Origin of the sequence: Roseovarius sp. EL26 (genome assembly GCF_900327775.1) — a bacterium.
In the GTDB taxonomy this organism is placed as follows: domain Bacteria; phylum Pseudomonadota; class Alphaproteobacteria; order Rhodobacterales; family Rhodobacteraceae; genus Roseovarius.
Genome location: NZ_OUMZ01000006.1, coordinates 84,074 through 98,854, shown reverse-complemented (window position 1 = coordinate 98,854; position 14,781 = coordinate 84,074). Strand labels below are relative to the sequence as shown.

Here is a 14,781-nt window from a genome sequence, read left to right as displayed (position 1 = left end):
CGTCAAACCCCTCCAACGTGCATGAAAAAGTTCCATAGGAAACCGTAAGAATTTTACTTGAACTAACCATATTTACTTCGCTTTTTTTGCGTACAATAATTCGTATACCATCCTCAGCAGGACTAAAGATGCTCGATTGTTAGAATTTTAGCGTATTATTTGATGGTCAGAATGTGTTTTGTTTCAGGCAACTGGTTAATTCTTGGAAAAGTATCGTGATTGTTGATAGTTTAGATCCAATAACCCTCATTGGTGGTGCAAATATATCAGAGGATGATCTGAGTCGGGTTCTTTCAATTGCGCCCAAATTGATCGCAGCAGATGGCGGCGCTAATTTTGTCGTGAATAAAGGACTGAACCCACTTGCCGTGATTGGTGACTTTGATTCGATTTCAGAAATTACCAAGGCCAACCTACCAGATTCGCGGCTCTTCCCGATGGCAGAACAAGACAGCACCGACTTTGAAAAATGCCTGTGCAATATCGCTGCGCCTCTACTTTTGGCTGTGGGCTTTTCTGGAGACCGTCAGGACCACCAACTTGCGGCCTACAATGCGTTGGTTCGGTTTCCGCAACATCGCTGTGTTTTGGTGGGTTTGAGCGAGGTAGTTTTTCTTTGCCCACCATCGATATCTCTGGATCTACCAGCAGATTGCCGGATCTCATTGTTCCCTATGGGTGCGGTTGAGGGGATGTCAGATGGGCTGCAATGGCCAATCAACGGACTGAACTTCGCACCTGATGGGCGTATTGGTACATCAAACCGAACAACGGGCGCGGTGCAACTGGATGTTACGGCGCCCAAGATGCTTGTCATTCTTCCGCATCATACCTTGAAAACAGTTGCGCAAGCCTTGCAAGAGGTGACTGCACAATGGGATTGACCTCGGTATTATGGGGCTGGGGTCGGACGGCGTTCCATATGGCGTTCGCGCAGAAAGACAAACAATCCTGATCCGACGATCAAAAAGATGCCCAAAAATGTCATACGGTCGGGTAGGTCATTAAAGATGTAGTAGCCCAAGATGGTGGCACTGACGATTTCTAGATATTGGATTGGCGCAATCAAGGATGCAGGTGCCAGAGATAATGCAAAGCTGATAAAGACATGCGACATCGTCGCAATCAAACCCAAGATTACTAATAGCCAAAGCTCGTGTTGATCTGGCCAAGACGGATCAAGTGGTGAAAATCCTGACCCGTCAAACCCCCAAAGCAACGGCAACGCAATAATTAGTGCGGCTATGCCGGTATAGGCCTGCAGGGTGATCGGGTGCATGCGGGTTGCCATTTGCCGTGTCAGGATCAGATAAAAAGCAAAGCACATCGCCGTGACCAACGGCAAGAATGCTGCAAACCCGATATCTATAAAACGGGGCTGAATGATCAAAAGTGCGCCTGCAAACCCAATGATACATGCGATGTAGCGACGTGGCCCGATCTGTTCCCCCAGCAACCAAGCCCCCAGCAGGGTCAGAATGAATGGCTCAACAAAAAAGATCGAGATAGCATCGGCGATGGGCATGTACCGCAGTGCGGTAAAGAAAAATGACGTTGCAATAATGATCAAGACCGCTCGCGCCAGATGTAATGAGGTCTCATGTTTGGTGGGTCTGTGCAGCCAACCATAGTAAGTCGCGATAGGTAGCAAAATCGCAGTTTGGAAAATAAACCGTGTGGTTACGATTTGCCCAACAGCAAGGCCATCACCAATCAATTTGGCGCAGGCATCCATCACTGGGGCAAGAATGGCAAACCCCACCATCATCAGTATACCCAGACTGGTGCGGTTTGCCTGATCCATCAACAGTTCGGAATGTTGACCGCAAGCCCGCCCAGCGATGTTTCCTTGTATTTTTCACCCATATCGAGACCGGTTTGACGCATGGTTTCGATGCAGGCATCTAGCGGTACCAGATGAGTACCATCACCACGCATCGCAAGTGATGCCGCAGACACAGCTTTGATTGCGCCCAGTCCGTTGCGTTCAATACAGGGGACTTGGACCAGACCTTTGACCGGATCACAGGTCATGCCCATGTGGTGTTCAAGCGCGATCTCGGCCGCGTTTTCGATTTGCATCGGTGTGCCGCCCAAAACGGCGGCCAATCCAGCGGCTCCCATAGCGGATGCGCTGCCTACTTCGGCCTGGCATCCGGCCTCAGCTCCGCTGATAGAGGCGTTGAATTTAACCAGGCCACCGATTGCAGAAGCAGTGAGAAGAAATTCTTCAATCCGGTTCTCAGACGCACCGGGCACATGTTCCAGCCAGTATTTGATCACCGCTGGCACAACGCCAGCGGCACCATTGGTGGGGGCCGTGACAACCTGCCCGCCAGCGGCGTTTTCCTCATTAACTGCCATGGCGTAGACGCTCATCCAGTCATTGATTTTATGTGGGGCGTTTTGATTTGATCCGCGTTCTTCCAAAAGGGCATCATAAATGTTCTTGGCACGGCGTTTGACGTTTAAGCCGCCCGGTAAGATGCCATCGGTGACAAGGCCGCGTTCAATACAGTCATTCATCACTTGCCAAACACGTGCGATACCATTTTTCAAATGATCCTCGCCGTTCTGCGCAATTTCGTTTTCACGCTTCATTTGTGCAATGGATTTACCGGATGTCTCCGTCATTTCCAGCATTTGCGCAGCAGAGGTGAACGGATAAGGCACAGGTGTTTCATCCTGCGTGGATTGTCCCTCAGCCAGTTCGGCCTCGGTCACAACAAAACCGCCGCCGATGGAGTAATATGTTTCTTGCAAGATGACATCACCCTGCGCATCTGTTGCCATCAAAATCATGCCATTGGCATGGCCGGGCAAGTTTGGACCAAAATCAAAGGCCAGATCTTCTTTTGGATTAAAGGTCAGCGTCGGCAACCCTTCGGGGGTCACGGTGTGTGTGTCGCGAATATGTTCCAACGCTGCTTCGGCTTTGTCGTTGTCATAGGTGTCGGGCATGAATCCGGCCAGCCCTAGGATGGTCGCGCGGTCAGTGGCGTGGCCAATACCCGTGAACGCAAGTGAGCCGTGCAAAGACCCACGCAATCCTTTGAAGTCAAAAGGTGCGGCGCGCATTTTTTCCAGAAAGTTGGCCGCTGCCACCATGGGTCCCATGGTATGGGATGAGGATGGACCAACGCCCACTTTGAACATGTCAAACACCGACAGGAACATTCCTGAATTCTCCAAAGTTAGTATTGGCTTTCTGCGCACATGCCCGAATATAGGCGAACATAATATCGCAAAAGCGACATGTTTTATAAGGTACAGAACGCCGTGATTGAATTTCAATCATAACAGGGAAGAATAACCCAGTAATAGCCCCATTCGTTCTTTGGCAAAAAATGGGTCGAAGCGATGTATTTGCGGCTGTGCGTGTATATTTTCAGGGGATTTTGCGGCCATGGGCTCAAAAACGTTGCTGTCCCCCCTCGCGCGTGGCGGAGAACTTGCTATAACCTTCAAAACTATTGGAGTTGCTGCCATGGCCGGAGAGCTGTCACCCATCGACAAGGCAAAATTTGTTGCTGCAAAACGTGCGGTGGATTTTATCGAAGACGGAATGCGTGTTGGCCTGGGAACCGGCAGCACGGCCGCTTGGATGGTGCGGTGCCTGGGCGAACTGGTTCAAAAAGACGGGCTCAAGATAAAGGGTGTACCGACTTCGACCCGTACCGCCAAACTGGCCCGCGAGGTTGGCATTGAGGTTGTGACGCTGGATGAGGCCAAATGGCTGGACATCACGATTGATGGTGCAGATGAGTTTGACAAAGATCTGAACCTGATCAAAGGCGGCGGTGGTGCGCTGCTGCAAGAAAAGATCGTGGCCACGGCTAGCGATCAAATGATTGTGATTGCTGATGTTGGCAAAGAGGTTGAAACCCTTGGTTCTTTCCCACTGCCGATTGAGGTAATTCCCTTTGGCTGGAAGACGACCAAGTCACTGACAGAAGAACTTTTGGTCAGTATGGACGTGCTGGGACAAGAAATTTCACTGCGGATGACAGGTGATAGCCCATTTAAAACTGATGAAGGCAATTACATTCTTGACCTGCATCTGGGTCGCATTGGCAACCCGTATCAGATGGCGATGGTTCTGAACCAAATCCCTGGTGTGGTTGAAAACGGGCTGTTCATTGATATCTGCGATGTCGTGATCCTTGGCTATGGCGATGGCCGGGTGGAAACACGTGACATTAACGAGGGTACAGTGGCGAAGGACCGTCTTGAATTTCAAGAATCCGATAATCTGTTCACTGACCTACAAGACTAAAGGCGAATAACAATGGCATTTGACTATGATCTCTTTGTGATTGGCGGCGGTTCTGGCGGCGTAAGAGCCGCGCGAGTTGCGGCACAGGGTGGTGCCAAGGTCGCACTGGCCGAAGAGGATCGCTATGGCGGTACTTGTGTGATCCGCGGTTGTGTGCCGAAAAAACTGATGGTGTTCGCCAGCGAGTATCCTGGCCACATAGCCGATGCGCAGGCGTATGGCTGGACCGTGCATGCTGGTGGCTTCAATTGGGATGCCTTCAAAGGTAAACTCAACGCAGAGTTGGACCGGCTTGAGGGCGTGTATCGCAACATTCTGAACTCCAACGGGGTCGAGACATTTGATAGTCGTGCCAGACTGGCTGACGCTCATACAGTTGAGCTGGCTGATGGTACTCGTAAAACAGCCAAGCATATCTTGGTGGCCTCAGGCGGTCGTCCGGTGAAACCCGATCTGCCGGGTGCTGAGCATGGGTTGACCAGCAATGACATGTTCCATTTTGATGCGCTGCCAAAATCCATTCTGATTATCGGCGGTGGCTATATTGCTTGTGAATTCGCGGGCATCCTGAATGGTCTTGGTGTGGATGTGACGCAGTATTATCGCGGCGCACAGATTTTGCGTGGCTTTGATGAAGAGGCGCGCGGGTTGGTGTCAGAGGAAATGATCGCCGCAGGTATCGACCTGCATCTGGGCACAAACATCCTCTCGATGGAACCGGTTGAAGGTGGCTACAATGTCAAAGCGACCAACGGATCCGAACAGGTCTTTGAACAAGTTATGTTTGCTACCGGTCGTAGCCCAAATACAGGCGATATGGGTTTTGAAGACATCGGTGTGAAACTGGGTCGCAAAGGCGAGATTGTCGTTGATGAGTATTCTCAGACCTCGGTGCCATCGGTTTACGCTGTGGGCGACGTGACCGATCGGGTCAATCTGACACCTGTGGCTATTCGTGAAGGCATGGCTTTTGTTGAAACCGTGTTTAACGGCAATCCAACCAAGGTTGATCATGACTTGATCCCTACAGCAATTTTCACCCAGCCTGAGATTGGCACCGTTGGGTTGAGTGAAGAAGCCGCGCGCGAGCAAGAACCGATTGAGGTTTATGCAACATCGTTCAAGCCGATGCAGCAAAGCTTTGCTGGGCGTGCGGCGCGGGTGATGATGAAGCTGATCGTTAGCCAAGCCACACGCAAGGTTCTAGGATGCCACATCGTGGCCCCCGGCGCCGGTGAAATGATCCAATTGGCTGGTGTGGCGGTGAAGATGGGCGCCACAAAAGAAGATTTTGACCGAACGGTTGCAGTTCATCCGACTATGTCGGAAGAAATCGTAACCATGAAAACACCCGTCAGGACAGGTTGATTTTTCAACCAGCCTGCACAGGTTAGAATGAAGCGCCTGCAAAGGCGAGGCAACAGAGGAAGAGAATAGATGGCTGGAAATTCTGGCGGCCCATGGGGCGGCGGCGGAAACTCAGGCGGTGGCGATGACAAGAATCGCGGCGGTCAACGCCCGCCCGAGGGCGGCCCTCAGATTCCTGAAATTGATGAGCTGATGAAAAAGGGCCAAGACCACTTGCGTGTCTTGATGGGCGGCAAGGGCGGCGATGGTCAGTCTGGCGGCTCTGGTCAGGGTGGCCCTGGATTTGGCAAGGGGACTTTTGTGCTTGGCGGCCTGATTGCTGTCGGGCTCTGGCTGATGGCAAGTGTCTATACTGTCAAACCTGAAGAACAATCTGTTGAGCTGTTCCTTGGCAAATACTACAAAACCGCGGACTCTGGTCTGAATGTCGCGCCTTGGCCTTTTGTGACCTATGAAAAATTGCCGGTTACGCGGGAGCAAAACGAAGATATCGGTGTTGGCAATCGCGGGTCTGAAGCGGGCCTAATGCTGACCGGCGACGAAAACATCGTCGACATTGATTTCCAGGTCGTTTGGAACATTAGTGATCCAGCCAAATATCTGTTCAATCTCGAAGACCCTAAAGCCACGATTGTTGCGGTGAGTGAATCCGCGATGCGTGAGATTATTGCGCAATCCAATCTTGCGCCGATCTTGAACCGGGATCGGGGTGTAATTGCCTCGCGTCTGGAAGAGCTGATTCAAAGCACATTGGATAGCTACAACAGTGGTGTGAACATCGTGCGTGTAAACTTTGACAAAGCCGACCCACCGCGGTCAGTGATTGATGCGTTTTTGGACGTTCAGGCCGCTGAACAGGAACGTAGCCGGGTTCAAAACGAAGCGGATGCTTATGCGAACAAGGTTTTGGCTCGTGCCCGTGGTGATGCCGCGCAAGAACTGGAACGCGCCGAAGGCTATCGTGCCCGTGTTGTGAACGAGGCGCAGGGTGAGGCTAGCCGTTTCTCGGCTGTTCTTACAGAATATGAAAAAGCGCCTGCAGTGACCCGTAAACGCCTCTATCTGGAAACGATGGAAGATGTTCTGGGCGGGGTTAATAAGATCATTCTTGATGACACATCAGGGAGCGGTCAGGGTGTTGTTCCTTATCTTCCACTGAACGAATTGCGTCGCTCGAACGACGGAGGACAATAATATGAGTAAGTCAAAATTCATCCTGCCAATTCTGGCGCTTGGTGTTGCTGGTGTTTTGTCGTCCATTTTCATCGTAGATGAACGTGAGAAAGCACTTATTTTACAATTTGGTCGTATCGTCGCTGTGAAAGAAGATCCTGGTCTTGGGTTCAAGATTCCGGGCATTCAGCAAGTTGTAACCTATGATGACCGTATTCTCAGCCGGGACATTGATCCTCTGGAAATCACCCCGTTGGATGATCGTCGTCTCATGGTTGATGCTTTTGCACGCTATCGTATTGCAGATGTGGAAAAATTCCGTTTGGCGGTTGGTACTGGTGGGATCGCGACAGCAGAAAGCCGGTTGGATTCGATTCTGCGTGCGCAAACACGGGAAATTCTGGGCTCGGTTTCGTCGAATGACATCCTTAGCACAGACCGTGCAGCTTTGATGTTGCAAATTCGCAATGGAGCTTATGATGATGCTGCTTCGCTGGGTGTTGAGATCGTCGACGTGCGCCTGAAACGCACTGACCTTCCGCCACAAAACCTTGAAGCCACATTCGATCGGATGCGCGCCGAACGTATTCGTGAAGCAACGGATGAGCGGGCTCGTGGTAACGAAGCGGCGCAGCGTATTCAGGCGCAAGCCGATAGAACCGTAGTTGAAGTCACATCTGAAGCACGCCGCGAAGCCGAGATCGTCCGTGGTGAGGCAGACGCCGAACGTAACGCAATCTTTGCAGAGGCCTTTGGTAAGGACGAAGAGTTCTTTGAATTCTACCGCTCGCTCAATGCCTATCGACAAGCGTTGCAAGGTAGTAACTCGTCGATGGTGATGTCGCCGGACCACGAGTTCTTCAATTATTTGCGTTCTGACTCCGGTGCACCTGCTTCTGCTCCGGCACAATAATGATCGGGATGCTATTTCTGGCCGTAGGGCTGGTCTTGGTGGTTGAGGGGCTGGTCTACGCGCTGGCCCCTTCTCTTGTTGAGCAGTTCCTTACGGCATTTAAAGAAATGCCCGAAGGCAGCCGGCGTGTGATGGGATTGGTCGCTATGGCACTGGGTGTTTTCGCGATCTGGATCGCCAAGGCGCTTGGTGCTTGATTTATGGCTGTGAAAACGTTCACATGCACGTGACATGATGTAGCGTCGTTTGCGATCTGCGTGATTGTACCTACATTGCATAAAGATAAAGCGGTTACGTAGGCCGCACAACAGGAGGCCCCGGTGTGAAAGCCCGAACAGTATCAGCAGAATTTAATGTTCATCGTGTGTTGCAGTCATTTTGGTTATTGGCACTAGCATTTGCCATGTTGCTTCTGCAGGTCATCGCAGCCTCGGCCCGCCCGGATAGTTTTGCCGATCTAGCCGAACAATTCAGCCCGGCGGTGGTAAACATCACAACGTCGACGGTTGTCGCGAATGGTGGGCCATCACCGATCGTGCCAGAGGGATCCCCGTTTGAGGATTTCTTTCGTGAATTTCGTGATCGCAGCGGCCAAGGCGACCGGCCACAGCGGACACAGGCGCTGGGATCAGGTTTTGTAATCTCTGAAGACGGCTATGTGGTGACAAACAACCATGTGATTCAATCCGCCGATGAGATCATCATTGAATTCTATTCCGGCAAAGAGTTGACAGCTACGGTTGTTGGCACGGACCCCAAGACCGACATCGCCCTTCTGAAGGTCGAAGCAGATGAGCCTTTGGCCTTTGTTTCATTCGGCGATAGTGATGTTGCCCGTGTAGGGGACTGGGTTGTGGCTATGGGCAACCCGCTGGGTCAGGGTTTTTCCGTCAGTGCCGGGATTGTATCGGCCCGTAATCGCGCATTGAGTGGCACTTATGATGATTACATCCAAACTGACGCGGCCATTAACCAAGGTAATTCTGGTGGACCACTGTTCAATCTTGACGGTGAAGTGATTGGCGTGAACACCGCGATCTTGTCGCCTAACGGCGGATCAATCGGTATCGGATTTTCAATGGCCTCTAACGTTGTGACCCGGGTGGTCGATCAGTTGCAGGAATTTGGTGAAACCCGCCGGGGTTGGTTGGGTGTCCGCATTCAGGATGTGACCGAAGATATGGCCGAGGCGCTTGGCCTTGAAAAAGCAGCTGGCGCGATGGTGACGGATGTCCCAGAGGGCCCTGCGTCCGAGGGCGGTGTGCTGGCGGGTGATGTGATCATGTCATTTGATGGCAAGGACGTCTCGGATACACGCGGGTTGGTTCGTGAAGTCGGCAACAGCGAAGTTGGTAAAACTGTTCGTATGGTGGTTTTCCGGGATGGGAAAACCCAAACGCTCAAGATCACGCTGGGTCGTCGCGAAGCGGCCGAAGGTGCTGTGCCTGAAGAGGGTGTTGAGGAAGAAGATGTCGCCCCAACTGAAAAAACCGTACTTGGTATGGAGTTGAGTGAATTGAACAGCGAGTTGCGCAAACAGCTTGATCTGGACGCCGATGCCACTGGTCTGGTGGTACGCGATCTGAACAACCTATCTGAGGCGTATGACAAGGGCATGCGTGCTGGCGATGTTATCACCGAAGCTGGTCAGCAAAACGTGACCAGCATTGAGGATCTTGAAACACGCATTGAAGACGCCAAAGAGGCGGGCCGTAAATCGATATTGCTGCTGGTGCGTCGTGCCGGTGACCCGCGTTTTGTTGCGCTTTCGCTGGATGGCAGCGAATAACTAGGTCTCCTCCAGGACCTACCTCGTGAAGGCGTCTCGATGCAAATCGGGACGCCTTTTTCATGTGACTTCTGAGTCTTGAACTTCCTGTAGAATTTCACGCAGACTGTGCAGGATCATATCCACATCTTCGGCTTCGATTGTTAGCGGCGGGCGAATTTTCAGGATGTTATCTTTTGGTCCTTCACTGCCGATCAGAATGCGGTGGTCGCGCATGCGGTTTTTGATGTATTTGCAAATCGCAGTTCCCTCACTGCCATCGGAGTTGATCAATTCAACCCCCAAGAACAGACCCATACCGCGCACATCATCAACGCAGCTAAACTCAGTCTCGATCTGCTGTAGGCCCTGCGTTAGGCGTTCACCCATCACTCGGGCATTTTCTTGAAGGGCTTCGTCATCAACAATATCAAGCACCTCCTTGCCAATCCGACACGACAGGGTTGAGCCGCCGAAGGTTGAGAAAAATTCTGGCCCATTGGCAAAGTTGTCCGCTATGGCGCGGGTTGTAACCAAAACGCCCAATGGATGGCCATTGCCAATCGGTTTACCCATTACAACGATATCAGGTAGTGCGCCTTGATGTTCAAAGCCAAAATAATATTCACCCAATCGACCCAAACCAGTTTGAACCTCGTCTGCAATACAGACACCGCCTGCGGCGTGGATCTTATCATAAACTTTTGCAAGATATCCTTTGGGCGGAATGATCTGCCCGCCCACAGATGGAAAGGTTTCTGCAATGAAGCCAGCCAATCCATGACCATTTGATTGCAACTTCGCAATGGCAGGATCGATCAGGTCAGCAAACTTACCAGCGCGGTCAGGATCATCCCGCTTGAACTGGCCGCGATAATCATCTGCAACCTCAACCAGTTCAACCCAGTCGGGCTGCCCAACGCCACCTGGGGCGTTGAACTTATATGCTGAGACATCAATCACCCCGGTGGTATTACCGTGATACCCATGATCAGGGGTAATCATACCTTTGACGCCGGTATGAGCGCGCGCCAGTCGCAGAGCCAGTTCATTGGCTTCTGTACCTGAATTGACGAAAAAACAAACCTCTAGATGATCAGGAAGTTTCGACTGAATTTTTTCAGCGAACGCGGTCTGCGCAGGATGCAGATAACGGGTGTTAGAATTCATCCGTTTCAGTTGATCTGCAGCCACTGCTTGAATACGTGGGTGTGCATGGCCGACGTGCGGCACGTTGTTGTAGGCATCCAAATAGGGACGGCCCCATTCATCAAACATATGATGCTTCCAGCCCCGAACTAACATGACCGGATCGTCATAAGTCAAGCTCAGGTTTCGACCGAAATGATCGTTGCGCCCCTGTTTGATCTGGTGCTTGTCGGTGGGCTGATAGAACACTTTCTCATCTGGCAGGTTCAACAGGGCCGCCGGGTTTGGGCAAACAGCATGCCACAGCTGCATTTCATCCGGGTCACCGACACCGGGCCAGTTGGCCTCCATACCCACGGTGGTCAAGGCCAGCTGAAAGTGCACGTGCGGCGACCAGCCGCCGTTTTGCGTGGGGTCGCCCAGCTTGGCGAAATTTTCGCCTTTGGTGATCTTGTCACCCGGCGTCAGGCGTTCGCAAAGTTCCGGATCCAGATGACCGTAGAGCGTATAGAAGCCATCCCCATCAGGCGTTTCGTGGCGCAAAATCGCGACCCCGCCATAATCAAGGTGATAGTTGCGGTTTTCGACAACTTCGACAATTGCATCCAACGGTGCATAAAGGGCCGTCCCTTCCGGGGCGAAGACATCTACAGCTAAGTGAACAGTGCGGCGGTCACTGGCCCTCCACGGCCCCTTACGAAAGCCCGGTTCAGCATATATCAGGCGCGGCTCGTTATAATATCCCAGCCACCAATCTGGGCCAAATTCCTCGCCCACGCGCGCGGCTTCCTCTAGTGGCATGTGAAACGGGTTTTGTGGCCAAGTCGAATGCTCAACTGAGAGTGATCCCATTGGCGTACTAGATAGATCTTGTCCAAAAAGCTGTGCAAACTGACCGCGTTGATCTTTCAGATAAGCGTGGACACGTTCAGCGCCGTCAATAACAGGCAACTCACAAGCTGCGCGCAGCCGAGCGGGCATCAGATCAGCATTGAGCGTTTCATTCTCAAGAAACCGCCACGCTGGGGCCTGCGAGATTGTAACATAAGGATCATCTGGATTTTCTATCGCCATCACTGTGGAATTTACCACCGATACGGCTAAACGCATGCGCAGCAAAAGCCAGATCAAATCGACCTCATTTGTAGAGAGAGGATTGGTTTCATGATACCCTTGTACCAATGCTGCAAGCGCTTGCTCTGGTTTGGGGTGATCCAGAACAATATAGGCCCCAGCAATTGCCAAATCACAGATGCGTGGTGCAGCACACATATCGCCCAGATCAATCAGCCCCGAAACTGTTTGTGGTTCTGACAAGGTGCCATCAATCAAAATGTTGTAGTCATTGGCATCATTGTGAATGGCCTGCTTTGGCAAGGCCGCTAATTGCTCTTTGATTGTGATGAATTTGGTGGTGATGTCATTGATCAGAGCACGCCGAGTGGGGTTGGAAATGGCATCCAAATGCGCGCCGATCCAAGCGGCCTGCATCAGGTTCCATTTGAAGTCACGCTCCAGCTCGGGGTGTTTGAACTCCTCTAGAACTTTGTCTGTTTCGCCAAGGTTTTTGCCAATATTTTGGATAAGTTCAGGTAATTTAGGCTCTGAAGCGGCGTAGCAGCGTCCTGGGAGGCAAGCCTGAACCCAGACTAGGCGGCTATACCCATTTTCGTCGAGGGCAGCCTTTAGCATCTGACCACCCGATGTGCTGCAAACGCGGGGAAACGGCAAATGCGGGGCGTGTTCTGCGATGTGCTGCAGGGTTTTGATTTGAAGATCTACCAACCCTGTTTCACAATCGGGGCGCATCGCCTTGAGGATATAGCGTTGACCATCATTGGTTTCCGCCAAAAAATTCAGGTCATATTCCCCGTTCAGCCGGGTCAGCTCTGCGTCGATGCCCCACTGTTTTTGCAAGACAGTTGCCCAATGTCCCAACATACATATTGCTCCGTTCTGATGCGCACGTGCATCAAGCAAGCATTGGATGGAATTGGCAAGTCATGTTGTCCACGAGGGACGTTATTTCGTGATGATCTCGGGGCCCATGATGCTGTTGGGAAGAGCTGTCGATATCCATGGAATGTATGTCACCATGATCAGGAACACGAACAGTACAGCCAAAAATGGCAGGGCGGCCCGCACAACCGACATCATTGGCATACCTGCCACCCCAGACGTGACAAAAAGGTTCAGACCAACAGGCGGCGTGATCATCCCGATTTCCATGTTCACGACCATGATTATACCCAGATGAATGGGATCAATACCCAGTTCGATCGCGATGGGGAACACAAGGGGCGCGACGATCACTAAAAGACCTGAAGGTTCCATAAATTGACCACCGATCAACAGGATAACGTTGACTACAATCAGGAACATGACCGGCCCAAACCCGGCGGATAACATTGCATTGGCCACATGTTGTGGAATTTGTTCCTCGGTCAGGACATGTTTCAGGATCAGCGCATTGGCGATCACAAACATCAACGTGACGGTGAGTTTTCCAGCTTCAAATAGTGTCCGGCGCGTGTCTGCGTGAAAAAATGCGGTGACAAGTGCGATGGGTTTGCTAAGCAGGTTAAGCTTTTGCCCGTCTTGTGACGCGGCCAAGGGGCCCATATCGCGGTAGATGAAGCATGCGACAAAGAAGGCATAGACAGATGCGACTGCGGCCGCCTCAGTTGGGGTAAAGAAGGCCCCTGTTACGCCTGGAATGCCGTAAATTCCGACCATAATGATGACAATCAGCAACAAGCCCCATGCCGCGTCACGAAACGACGCCCATATCTCTCCCCAACCTAACCAGTCGCCTTTGGGCATGCCTTTCACGCGGGCCATGATATAAATGGCGATCATCAGCATGAGGCCTGCAAGAATTCCGGGGATGACGCCGGCTAAAAACATCCTGCCGACAGAAACCTCTACAGCTGCCGCGTAAACGACCATGACAATCGACGGTGGGATCAGAATGCCCAATGTGCCAGCATTGCAGATCACGCCTGCAGCGAACTCTTTGGAATATCCCGCCTGTCGCATGGCGGCGATTACAATTGATCCGATAGCAACCACTGTGGCGGGTGATGATCCGGATAAAGCGGCGAACAGCATACAAGCAAAAACACCTGCGATGGCCAAGCCCCCGCGCAAGTGCCCAACGCAGGCGATGGAAAACCGAATTATTCGTTGGGCCACGCCGCCGGTTGACATGAAGCTGGACGCGAGGATGAAAAACGGTATGGCCAGCAGCGTGTAATGGCCCTCAAAGGCTTCGAACAATGTTTGTGCGACTGAGGCCAGAGAGGTGTCTGAAAACCAAAGCAAAAACAGGACTGATGACATGCCCAAAGATACCGCTATCGGAACCCCGATCATCAGTAGGGCGATCACCATGACGAACAATAGCACGACGGACATCAGGTGTTTTCCCTGATTTGGTCGTGAGCCTCTTCAAGCTCATCCTCAACCTCGTGGCTGGCAACAATCCGGTCAATCATGCCAGTCCAAATGGCAATGCCAGCTTGAATAAACCGAAATAGCAAAAGCGCCATCGACATAGGCAAAACCAGATAGGGGATCATTCTGGGCAGTTTGGAATAGGCTTCGCCCTCGTTGAATGCATTTTCCATCCATTTCAGAAAGGTGGGGTGCGGGATGTCGTCGACTTCATACCAGCCTTTGGCCAAAAACTTGTCCTCAAAACCCAGAGGAAACCAGCGCCCTTCAGTCGCGGGAAGATTGGCAAAATTGGCCCAGTAATCCCAGGCCCCTTTCAACAAGAGTAGTGCAAACACAATGCAAACGGTGACGGAGATCAGCGCAAGTATCCGGCGTGTTGTCTGCGAGACGATATTGATTAGGGCGTCCACGCCTAAATGCGCGCTTTTCTTGACTGCATAAGACGCGCCCAAAAGCACCAGCCATCCGAACAGAAACACCGTTAATTCCAGCCCCCAAAGGATGTTGGAATTGAAACCTTTGCGGGCCACAACATTGGCGAATGTGATCAATGTCATCGTCCCCAATAAGGCGGCGATTAGGTTTTCCTCGATCCGATCGGTAAAGCTTTGTCTTGATTTTGGATGCATCGTGGCGCCTTGGTTTGGGCCATCGGAGCCCGCAACAGATGGGCCC

12 protein-coding genes are annotated in these 14,781 nt (G+C 51.9%); 7 read left to right on the top strand and 5 right to left on the bottom strand.

Annotated features, from left to right (window positions below):
• Window positions 1-215: 215 nt before the first annotated feature.
• A complete protein-coding gene (locus tag D9A02_RS05475; protein WP_120499985.1) occupies window positions 216-884 on the top strand; it encodes a thiamine diphosphokinase in 669 nt (222 codons plus the stop codon).
• An 8-nt stretch (window positions 885-892) separates the two neighbouring features.
• On the opposite strand, the gene D9A02_RS05470 is transcribed toward D9A02_RS05475, so the two are convergent.
• Together D9A02_RS05470 and D9A02_RS05465 are read right to left on the bottom strand one after the other, a co-directional pair.
• Complete coding sequence (locus tag D9A02_RS05470) at window positions 893-1,804, bottom strand: DMT family transporter (RefSeq protein ID WP_120499984.1); 912 nt, start codon at window positions 1,802-1,804, stop codon at window positions 893-895.
• Window positions 1,804-3,177 carry an L-serine ammonia-lyase gene (locus tag D9A02_RS05465; RefSeq protein ID WP_120499983.1) on the bottom strand — a complete coding sequence of 458 codons (1,374 nt, stop codon included), beginning with the start codon at window positions 3,175-3,177 and terminating at the stop codon, window positions 1,804-1,806. The genes D9A02_RS05470 and D9A02_RS05465 overlap by 1 nt, the downstream gene beginning before the upstream one ends.
• A gap of 310 nt (window positions 3,178-3,487) precedes the next feature.
• Between D9A02_RS05465 and rpiA the strand changes: the two genes are divergently transcribed.
• The 6 genes from rpiA to D9A02_RS05435 all read left to right on the top strand — a co-directional run bounded on the left by rpiA (window position 3,488) and on the right by D9A02_RS05435 (window position 9,519).
• Window positions 3,488-4,276 (top strand): ribose-5-phosphate isomerase RpiA, encoded by a 789-nt coding sequence (gene rpiA, locus D9A02_RS05460; RefSeq protein ID WP_120500403.1) that lies wholly within the window; start codon window positions 3,488-3,490, stop codon window positions 4,274-4,276.
• A gap of 12 nt (window positions 4,277-4,288) precedes the next feature.
• Window positions 4,289-5,644 carry a glutathione-disulfide reductase gene (gor, locus tag D9A02_RS05455; RefSeq protein WP_120499982.1) on the top strand — a complete coding sequence of 452 codons (1,356 nt, stop codon included), beginning with the start codon at window positions 4,289-4,291 and terminating at the stop codon, window positions 5,642-5,644.
• Between the two features lie 69 nt (window positions 5,645-5,713).
• Entirely contained in the window at window positions 5,714-6,838 is a 1,125-nt protein-coding gene (gene hflK / locus D9A02_RS05450; protein ID WP_120499981.1) for an FtsH protease activity modulator HflK, read from the top strand.
• A 1-nt stretch (window position 6,839) separates the two neighbouring features.
• Window positions 6,840-7,730, top strand: a complete 891-nt coding sequence (hflC, locus tag D9A02_RS05445) for a protease modulator HflC (RefSeq protein WP_120499980.1) — start codon at window positions 6,840-6,842, stop codon at window positions 7,728-7,730.
• A complete protein-coding gene (locus D9A02_RS05440) occupies window positions 7,730-7,927 on the top strand; it encodes a DUF2065 domain-containing protein (RefSeq protein ID WP_174232026.1) in 198 nt (65 codons plus the stop codon). Before hflC ends, D9A02_RS05440 begins: the two co-directional genes overlap by 1 nt.
• A 206-nt stretch (window positions 7,928-8,133) precedes the next feature.
• On the top strand, window positions 8,134-9,519 hold the full coding sequence (locus D9A02_RS05435; RefSeq protein WP_120500401.1) for a Do family serine endopeptidase: 1,386 nt from the start codon (window positions 8,134-8,136) through the stop codon (window positions 9,517-9,519).
• 60 nt (window positions 9,520-9,579) lie between these two features.
• Here D9A02_RS05435 and D9A02_RS05430 read toward each other — a convergent pair whose 3' ends face one another.
• The 3 genes from D9A02_RS05430 to D9A02_RS05420 form a co-directional block, all read right to left on the bottom strand.
• Window positions 9,580-12,588, bottom strand: coding sequence for an aminotransferase class III-fold pyridoxal phosphate-dependent enzyme (locus D9A02_RS05430; protein WP_174232025.1), 3,009 nt, complete (start codon window positions 12,586-12,588; stop codon window positions 9,580-9,582).
• 81 nt (window positions 12,589-12,669) lie between these two features.
• The gene (locus D9A02_RS05425; RefSeq protein ID WP_120499979.1) at window positions 12,670-14,064 is read right to left on the bottom strand and encodes a TRAP transporter large permease; all 1,395 of its coding nucleotides are present in this window, start codon (window positions 14,062-14,064) and stop codon (window positions 12,670-12,672) included.
• On the bottom strand, window positions 14,064-14,735 hold the full coding sequence (locus tag D9A02_RS05420; RefSeq protein ID WP_120499978.1) for a TRAP transporter small permease: 672 nt from the start codon (window positions 14,733-14,735) through the stop codon (window positions 14,064-14,066). The genes D9A02_RS05425 and D9A02_RS05420 overlap by 1 nt, the downstream gene beginning before the upstream one ends.
• Between the last annotated feature and the right edge of the window lie 46 nt (window positions 14,736-14,781).